A 6,913-nucleotide genomic window follows, 5' to 3' on the forward strand; every position below is an offset into this window, starting at 1 on the left:
GGCTGAACCCCATGGCGAGAGCGAATGACGATGTGGCCGCGGCCCTCGAGGAATACGCCGAGCTGTTCGCGATGACGGGCGGCGACGCCTTCCGGGTGCGCAGCTACCAGAAGGCGGCCAAGGCGATCTCGGGGTTCCCCGACGACGTCGCGGCCGTGCCGGTGCGCAGTGTTCCCGGGGTCGGCGAGGCGATCGCCAAGAAGGTCGAGGAGTATCTCCAGCGGGGGAGCTTCCGGCAGCTCGACGACCTGCGGGGCAGGGTCCCCGAGGGGGTGCGGAGGCTGACCCGGGTGCCCTCCCTCGGCCCGAAGAAGGCCGTCCTGCTCTTCCAGGAGCTGGGCATCGACTCCCCCGAGGCCCTGGCCGAGGCGATCAGGGCCGGGCGCCTCAAGGGAGTCAGGGGCTTCGGCGCCAAGACCGAGGAGAACCTGCTCAGGGGCATCGAGCAGATGGAGCGGGCCGACACCAGGGTGCACACCGGCGTGGCGATGGACCTGGCCGAGCGGGTCATCGCCTCGCTGGAGGGCGGGGCCGAGCGCATCGCCTACGCCGGCTCGCTGCGCCGGATGAAGGACACCGTCGGCGACATCGACATCCTCGCCGTCGCCCCGCAGAGCCTGATGGACGACTTCAAGGCCCAGCCGTACGTCGCGGAGGTCATCGCCTCGGGCGGGAAGAAGACCTCGATCCGCACCCACCAGGGCCTCCAGGTGGACCTCCGGCTGGTCCCGGCCGAGTCGTGGGGCGCGGGCCTGCAGTACTTCACCGGCTCCCAGGCGCACAACGTGCACCTGCGCGAGATCGCCGTGAAGAAGGGCTGGAAGTTGTCCGAGTACGGCCTGTTCGACGGCGAGCGGGTGGTCGCGGCCGCCTCGGAGGAGGAGATCTACCGGGCGCTCGGCATGGAGTGGATCCCGCCGGCGCTGCGCGAGGACGGCGGGGAGATCCCCGCCGCGCTCAAGGGCGGGCTGCCCGAGCTGGTGACTCTGGAGGACCTCCGGGGCGACCTGCACACCCACACGGACCTGACCGACGGCATCGCCTCGCTGGAGGAGATGGTCGCCGCCGCCCACGCGCTCGGCCACTCCTACTACGCGGTGACCGACCACGCCCCGGACCTGGCCATGCACCGGATGACGCTGGAGAAGATGCTGGCGCAGCGTGAGCAGATTCGCCGACTTCAGGGTAAATATCCTGACATGCGGATCCTGCACGGCGCCGAACTCAACATCGGCCCGGACGGCTCGGTCGACTGGCCGGCCGAGGTCCTGGCCGGCTTCGACGTCTGCGTCGCCAGCGTGCACTCGCACTTCACCCAGTCGCGCGAGGAGATGACCCGCCGGTTCGTCACCGCGTGCGAGAACCCGCACGTGCACGTGATCGGCCATCCCACGACCCGCCTGATCGGCAGGCGCTCCCCCGTGGACGCCGACTGGGACGAGGTCTTCCGCGCGGCGGCCCGCACCGGCACCGCGATGGAGATCGACTCCTTCCCCGACCGCTCCGACCTCCCGGCCGACCTGGTACGGCTGGCGCGCCACCACGGCGTGAAGTTCTCCATCGACAGCGACGCCCACGCCGTGCCCCACCTGGGCAACCGGCGCTTCGGCGTCGGCATCGCCCAGCGCGCCTGGCTGACCCCGGAGGATGTGATCAACACCTGGCCGCTGGAGAGGCTGCTCGGCTTCCTGGGCGGCTGAGGTCCCGCCCGTTCCCCCCGGTTTACATGTATTCCTAGTAGGAAATAGATGTTACTGGAAGGGGTGGTGCAGCATGCCGTACGGGACCCTGATCTGCGAGACCTCCACCGGGATCGCCAAACCGCTGCCGCCGGAGCTGTTCACCGTGCACGGCACCTGCGCCGAGATGCGCTGGGAGGCCATGCGCGGAGCCGGATACCACGTGCCCGCCGACCGGTTCTTCGTGCGCAACCACACCTCGACCCCGCTCGTCGACGCGGCCTCCTGGCGGCTGGAGCTGCACGGCTCCGGGCTCGGCAACCCCAGGGGCTTCGGCTACGAGGACCTGCTCGCGCTCCCCGCGGTCACCCGGGACGTGGCGATCGAGTGCGCGGGCAACGGCCGGAGCCTGTTCACCGCCCAGCAGCACCAGGAGGTCTCCGGCACCCCGTGGCGGCTCGGCGCGGTCGGCGTGGCCCGCTGGCGCGGGGTGCCGCTGTCCACGGTCCTGGACCTGGCCGGGATCCTGCCCTCCGCCGTCGACGTGATGGCCCGGGGCCTCGACCCCCGCTACGTGGCCGGCGGCGTCGACCACGGCCGGGTGCGGCGGCCCATCCCGGCCGCCAAGGCGCTCGACGACGTCATCCTCGCCTACGAGATGAACGGCGGCCCGCTCCCGCCCGACCACGGCCACCCGGTACGGCTGGTCGTGCCCTCCTGGATCGGTCTGGCCTCGGTCAAGTGGGTGGGCGACATCGAGGTCTCCGCGGCGCCGCTGACCTCCCCGTGGACCACGGAGTTCTACCGGATGTTCGGCGTGGCCCACCCGCCGGGCGGCGGTCCCCCGCTGACCACCGGAGGCATCCGCAGCGCCTTCGAGCTCCCGTGGGGGGCCAGGCTGGCCGCCGGTCGCCCGCACGTGCTGCACGGGCGGTCCTGGTCGGCCGGCGGCCGGATCACCGGGGTCGAGGTGAGCCTCGACGCCGGAGCCACCTGGCGCCGGGCCGAACTGCACGGCCCGCGCGTCTGCCCCGCATGGACCCGCTGGCACGTCGCCTGGAACCCCCGCACGACCGGCCCGCACACCCTGATGGCCCGGGCCGCCGACGAGACCGGAGGGGTCCAGCCGATGCGGACCCCGCACAACGAGCTGGGTTACCTCTTCGACGCGGTCGTGCGCCATCCCGTGACGGTCACATATTTCTAGCGAGCGCGCCGGCCGTACGGAAATATCACCCTCGCGCAGCCGGGCCAATGTTTTCGCTGTACGGCGCGCACATCGGCTGATCAGGCAAGATTCGCTACCAGAATTGACGGTCGGCTGCCCGGATTTCATCTGAAATACTCCTCCGGTCGCGCCGGGGAAACGTGGTGGAAACGAACCGGGGCGATGATGCAGATGATCCGAGGCCCGTTCCGCCCTTCCCGTCGGAGGCTCACCGATGCGCCAGCTGACCCCGCTCGACGCGCAGTTCCTGCACGCCGAATCGGCGACCACCGCGGCTCACGTCGCCGGCGTCGCGGTCCTGGACCCGGCCTGCGCCCCCGGGGGCGCGGTCACGCGCGAGGCCCTGATCCGGCTGCTGCGCGAGCGGCTGCACCTGGCCCCGGCCCTGACCCTGCGCCTGGCCGACGTGCCCCTCGGGCTGGACCATCCGTACTGGGCCGAGGACCGCTCCCTCGACGTCGCCGCGCACGTGTACGAGACGACCCTGCCGATGCCGGGCGACGAGGCCCAGCTCGCCGAGGCGGTCGCCCGGATCCACGGGCGGCGGCTGGACCGGAGCCGCCCGCTCTGGGAGATGCACCTGATCCAGGGACTCACCGGCGGCCGGGCCGCCCTCTACGCCAAGGTCCACCACTGCGCCGTCGACGGGATCTCGGGCGCGGAGACCCTGGCCGCCCTGCTCGACCTCGCCCCCGAGCCCCGCAGGGTCGAGCCGCCCGCCCCGGGCCCGCCGACCACCGCCCCCGGCCCGGCCCGCATGCTCGCCGGAGCGGCCGCCCGCTCGCTCACCCACCCGGTGCGCGCCCTGCGCTCCCTCGGCCGGAGCGCGGCCGACCTCGACGCGATCCCGGTCGCCGCGGGGCTCCCGGGGGCCCGGCTGGTGGCCGCCGCGACCCGGATGCTCACCGGGGGCCCGCGGGACCTGCCGGCGCTGCCCGCGCTCTCGGCTCCGCGCACCCCGTTCAACGGCCCGATCAGCGCGCGGCGGCGCTTCTCCTACGGCTCGATCCCGCTGGCCGACGTCAAACGGGTGGCCGGGGCCTCCGGCGGCAGCGTCAACGACGTGGTCATGGCGCTGTGCGCCGCCGCGCTGCGCTCATGGCTGCGCGAACGAAACGCGCTGCCGGACCGGCCGCTGATCGCCGCGGTCCCGGTCGCGGTCCGTACGGCGAGCGCCCGGGAGGCGGTCGGCAACCAGATCTCCGCCATGATCGCCCCGATGCCGACCGACGTCGACTGCCCCCTGGAGCGCCTGCGGGCCGCGGGCGAGGCGATGCGCACCGCCAAGCGGCGCTTCGCCCGCTCCCCCGCGACCTGGCTGAACGAGATCTCCTCGATGCTCCCCGCGGCCGTGACCGCGGTGGCGACCTCGGCGGTCTTCCGGCTGGCCGCGATGGCGCCGCCGCCGGTCAACCTGATCGTCTCGAACGTGCCGGGGCCGCAGTTCCCGCTCTACCTGTGCGGGGCCCGGGTGCTGTCCTACTACCCGCTGTCGGTGCTGACCGACGTGACCGGCGGGATCAGCATCACCTGCTTCTCCTACGACGGCTCGCTCGACTTCGGCATCGTCTCCTGCCCCGACCGGGTGACGGACGCCTGGCGGCTGATGGGGCACCTGCAGGAGGCGATGGACGAGCTGCTGGAGCTGACCGGCCCGCGGCCCGCGCCCTCCGGTACGGGCGTCCGGGCGCGCGCTCACCGGGCGCCGACGGACTCCAGCAGCAGCGGCAGCGCCCGGCGCAGCTCCCTGTTCCAGTAGGTCATGTTGTGCCGGCCGTCGTAGAAGTGGGTCTCGACGGGGATGCCGAGCTCCTTCAGCCGGCCGGCGAAGGCGGTGGCCGCCTTGTGGGCGAGCTCCTCGGTGATGTCGCCGAAGAGCTCGCCCCGCCGCTTGCGCCCGTCGCCCGCCGCCACGTAGAGGCGGACGCCGCGGAGCTCGGCGGCCTGGTCGTAGGGGTTGTGCTCGCGCCAGATCTCCCGGTCGCCGTGCGGGTCGCCCCAGATGCGCTTCCAGTCGGTGCCGAAGCAGCCCGCGGTGGTGCCGAGCATGACGGCGATGTCCACGCCGGGCAGCAGGGTGTGCACGGCGCCGCTGAAGGAGGCGGCGGCCTTGAACCGTCCGGTCGCGGCGTAGAGCATCGCGCCCTGGCCGCCCATCGAGTATCCGGCGATCGCCCGCTCCCCGCCCGCCGCGTATCGGGCCTCCAGCAGCGGGAGCAGCTCTTCGAGGTGGTAGGTCGCCCAGCGGGGCGGGCCGCCGTCGCCGCCGTTGTGCCAGTCGGAGTAGCTGCCGCACTTGCCGCCGTCGGGCATCACCACGATGACCGGCGCGTCCTCGGTCAGCTCCTCGACGTCCGACCTCGACCACGCCTGGTAGTCGTCGAGGCCGCCGTGGAGCAGCCAGAGCACGGGCCAGGTCCTGTCCGAACCGGCGGACCAGCCCTTGGGCAGCAGCAGCCGTACCGTGGTGAGGTCGCCGAGGGCGTCCGAGCGCAGGGTCAGCTCCATCCGGCGCTCGCCGAGCCGCCGCTCCTTGACCACCTCGACGCCCTCGGGGACCTTCGGCTTCCCGGTCTCGCGGGGCTGCTCGGAGGCGGGCGGCCGGTCGGGGCCGGTGACCGGGCGGCGCTGGTTGGTGAGCAGGGCGATGGTGGCGGCCACCACCAGCACGAACAGGCCGACCGCGACCACGGCGCCGACGAGGAATCCGCGCAGCCGTGAACCGGGCGCCATGAGAGCCTCCCACCGTCCTATTGACGCGGCACATAATAGCTTCCCGCCGATCTCCGGGGATGCGCCGGAAGTGCGCGAGTATCCACCAATAGAGTGAGGAGCATGAGCTTTTCTGAGCTGAACCTCTTCCCGCTCTGCCTGGGCGGCAACGTCTTCGGCTGGACCGCCGACCGCGAGACCTCTTTCGCGATCCTGGACGCCTACGCGGAGGCCGGGGGCAACTTCGTCGACACCGCCGACTCCTACTCCCACTGGGTCCCGGGGCACGCGGGCGGGGAGTCGGAGACCATCATCGGCGAGTGGATGGCCTCCCGCCGCAACCGCGACCGGGTCGTGGTGGCGACCAAGGTCGGCATGCTGCCGGCCCGCAGCGGGCTCTCGCCGGCGAACATCCGCGTGTCCGTGGAGGGTTCGCTCCGCCGCCTGGGGACCGACCACATCGACCTGTACTGGGCGCACATCGACGACGCCGAGACCCCGCTGGAGGAGACCCTCGGCACGTTCGACGCGCTGATCCGCGAGGGCAAGATCCGCAACATCGGCGCCTCGAACCACGAGGCCGGTCGGCTCGCCGAGGCGCTGGAGGTCTCCGAGCGGGACGGCCTGGCCCGCTACGGGGTCGTGCAGCAGCACTACAACCTGGTGGAGCGCGGCTACGAGGGGGCCCTGCGGGACGTGGTGGCCGGTGCGGGGCTGACCAGCACGCCGTACTTCGGCCTGGCCCGCGGCTTCCTGACCGGCAAGTACCGGCCCGGCGTGGAGGTGGACAGCCCGCGCGCGGGCAAGGCCTCGGAGTACCTCGCGACCGAGCGCGGCCCCCGCGTCCTGGACGCCCTGGAGAAGGTCGCCGCCGCCCACGGCGCCGTCCCGGCCACGATCGCGCTCGCCTGGCTGGCCGCCCAGCCCACGGTGGCCGCGCCGATCGCCAGCGCCCGCGACGTCGAGCAGCTCCGGCCGCTGCTCGCGGTCGCCGAGGTGGAGCTGACCGAGGACGAGCTCGCGCTGCTGGACGAGGCCTCCCGCTGACCTTCCGCCGGACGGGCCCGTCCCGCCCGGCGGGCCCGGCCGCATCGCCCGGCACCGCGCAGGGGCCCGGCCGCGCGATGCGGCCGGGCCCCTGCCGGCGGGTGCGGGGGTCCGGCGCGCACCCGCCCAGCGGGCACGCGCCGGACCGTGGACCTAGGAGACTGCTGAAAATCTTGTTGTGATGTGCTCGGGCCGTGGGCCGCTGGTCAGTCGCCCCGGCTCGAGGACAAGACAGGCGCCGGCACGC

General features: G+C 73.1%; 5 protein-coding genes. 4 read left to right on the forward strand and 1 reads right to left on the reverse strand.

The features are described from left to right. Positions 1-11 precede the first annotated feature (11 nt). The 3 genes from polX (at position 12) to FHS22_RS35805 (ending at position 4,666) form a co-directional block, all read left to right on the forward strand. Entirely contained in the window at positions 12-1,700 is a 1,689-nt protein-coding gene (gene polX / locus FHS22_RS35795; RefSeq protein ID WP_184948643.1) for a DNA polymerase/3'-5' exonuclease PolX, read from the forward strand. A gap of 73 nt (positions 1,701-1,773) precedes the next feature. Further along, positions 1,774-2,886, forward strand: a complete 1,113-nt coding sequence (locus FHS22_RS35800; RefSeq protein ID WP_184948644.1) for a sulfite oxidase — start codon at positions 1,774-1,776, stop codon at positions 2,884-2,886. Between the two features lie 235 nt (positions 2,887-3,121). Next, on the forward strand, positions 3,122-4,666 hold the full coding sequence (locus FHS22_RS35805; RefSeq protein ID WP_184948645.1) for a WS/DGAT/MGAT family O-acyltransferase: 1,545 nt from the start codon (positions 3,122-3,124) through the stop codon (positions 4,664-4,666). On the opposite strand, the gene FHS22_RS35810 is transcribed toward FHS22_RS35805, so the two are convergent. Then, positions 4,603-5,640, reverse strand: coding sequence for an alpha/beta hydrolase (locus tag FHS22_RS35810; RefSeq protein ID WP_184948646.1), 1,038 nt, complete (start codon positions 5,638-5,640; stop codon positions 4,603-4,605). The two genes, FHS22_RS35805 and FHS22_RS35810, sit on opposite strands and share 64 nt — an antisense overlap. 102 nt (positions 5,641-5,742) lie before the next feature. Between FHS22_RS35810 and FHS22_RS35815 the strand changes: the two genes are divergently transcribed. Beyond that, a complete protein-coding gene (locus FHS22_RS35815; RefSeq protein WP_184948647.1) occupies positions 5,743-6,666 on the forward strand; it encodes an aldo/keto reductase in 924 nt (307 codons plus the stop codon). The last annotated feature ends 247 nt before the right edge of the window (positions 6,667-6,913 follow it).

Origin of the sequence: Thiemannella venezuelensis, from assembly GCF_014203605.1 — a bacterium.
Classification (GTDB): Bacteria; Actinomycetota; Actinomycetes; order Streptosporangiales; family Streptosporangiaceae; genus Planomonospora_A; species Planomonospora_A venezuelensis.